Raw genomic sequence first — 1909 nt, forward strand, 5'->3', positions numbered from 1 at the left:
GTTACTGTGACATGCGCGGGGCGGGCGACGCCTTGATCTCGATCGGTGCGGGCTGGGGGCGGAGCAGGGTACGCCGTGCGTCCGGCCGGTCCCGCGCCACGCCGGTGTCGCGGCCCGGCAGGCCCGCCTTGCGCAGCCCCTCGAGCATGGCGGCGATGATGTCCGGGTGGACGTTGCGCCCCACGAGATCCTCGACGACGTGATCGCCGTAGTCCGGGTCGATCGCGAGGATCGCCTGCACCGCCCCGCTGGCCTCGGCCGTCTCGCCGACCTGCGCCGCAGCGGCCGCCACCACCACGAGTGCCTGCACGACGTGCCGGACCGTCCCGCGCCGCATCTCCGCGAGGGCATCCCGATAGCGGCCCTGCATGTAGTGGTGCAGCGCCAGCCCGATCCGATGATTTGGGGGCTGCGCCGGATTGCGCGCATAGGAGTCGCGCAGGAGGGGCAGCGCCTCCTCCCACTCCATCCGCACGGCATGGCGCAGGCCGAGATCCGACATGATCTCCGTGTCGTTCGGATTGAGCGACAGGCCGGTCCGCAGTTCGGCGAGCGCCGCGGCGACATCGCCGCCGAACCAGCAGGCCAGCGCGAGCGCGTGGTGGGCGCGGCTGCATTGCGGCGCGAGGTCCACCGCGCGCAGCCCCAGTTCCCGCGCGCGCTTGAGCAGGCCACCGGCCGTCGCCGCCGGCTCATGGCCGAAGCGCAGCCAGTCGAGATGGACCAGCGACAGGCAGGCGAAGGCCTCCGCATAGTCGGGATCGCGGCGGATCGCCTGTTCCAGCCCGTCGCGGACCGACCGGATCAGGCTGCGATCGTAGGTCCGCCAGTATTGGTAGAAGCGGAGCACGCTCTCATAGGACGTCAGGCTCCCCGGCGGCTTTCCTTCCACCTCCCGCGCCCTTGCGCTGAAGATCACGCCATAGGGCTGGGCGAGGCTTTGCACGATGCGGTTCGCGACCTCGTCGCGCATGCGCGCGATCTCGCCGGGCTCGAGCGGGCGGTCGAAGGTCTCGCCCCAGATGCAGCGCCCGCTGCGCGCATCGCTCAGCAGCACGTCCAGGCTGAAGCGCCCGGCGGACAGCGTCACGCCGCCGGTCAGCAGGAGATCGACATCGAGCGCTTCGCCGCCGTCGCCGCCGCCGCAGGGGCGGAACGTCGTGTCGGCGCCATAGACGAACAGGTCGGTGAAGCGCGTCAGGCCGACGATGACCTGGCGCGTCAGGCCGCGGGTGAAGTTCGGGAAGGAGGAATGGTCGCCCTCCTCCTCGAAGGGCCGGACCAGGATGGCGCAGCCGCGCCGGCCCGCGGCAGGGGCGGGCGAGGGCGCCACCGGCGCGCCCGCGCGCGCTTCGGATGACGCGCCCGCGCCGGCTTCGAATACGGGGACATACCCGCCGCGCGGGATGGAGATCCGGACCCCGTCCGCCCGGCCGGCGGTCAGGTAGTAGCGCTCCAGCGCGCGCCGCAGTCGGCCGGCCTCGATGCGGACGATGGAATCGACCTGCGCATCGAAGCTCGCATCGCGGCCGAAGACGGAGGTTGCGATGGTGTAGGCCTTGATGCGCTCGGCGCGGCCGCTCAGCGTCTCCTCGACGACGTAGCGGAGGAAGTGGCGGTTGCGTTCCGAGGCCTCGAAGTCGGTGGAGGCAAGGATTCGTTGCAATTCCCCGCGTATCGACTCCGTATTCATGCCATACACGGAATCATTCATCTCGGTTCCCCGGATCCACGCGAATACTCGATGGATGATCCTGCTGCGATACGAACATGCTTCAGCGATGATGTAGTGAGTCCGTCGGAGTCGAAAGGAAAATCGGCGCGCAACAGGACTGGCCGAGCGTCGTCGTTAACAGTGACGTACTTCTGGCGTGGCGGCCCCCACCCTCTGCTCACCTCATGTCAGTGA

The 1909-nt window shown here is 69.6% G+C and carries 1 protein-coding gene; it reads right to left on the reverse strand.

Going from position 1 to position 1909, the window contains the following annotated elements; genetic code table 11:
* Position 1: 1 nt before the first annotated feature.
* A complete protein-coding gene (locus HW577_RS24345; RefSeq protein WP_198378682.1) occupies positions 2-1714 on the reverse strand; it encodes a tetratricopeptide repeat protein in 1713 nt (570 codons plus the stop codon).
* Positions 1715-1909 lie beyond the last annotated feature (195 nt).

Source organism: Neoroseomonas rubea, assembly GCF_016106015.1.
GTDB lineage: Bacteria > Pseudomonadota > Alphaproteobacteria > Acetobacterales > Acetobacteraceae > Neoroseomonas > Neoroseomonas rubea.

Bases quoted from the DNA above. Each gene is read 5' to 3' on its own strand.
- HW577_RS24345 (WP_198378682.1), bottom strand. From the start codon at position 1,714: ATGAATGATTCCGTGTATGGCATGAATACGGAGTCGATACGCGGGGAA.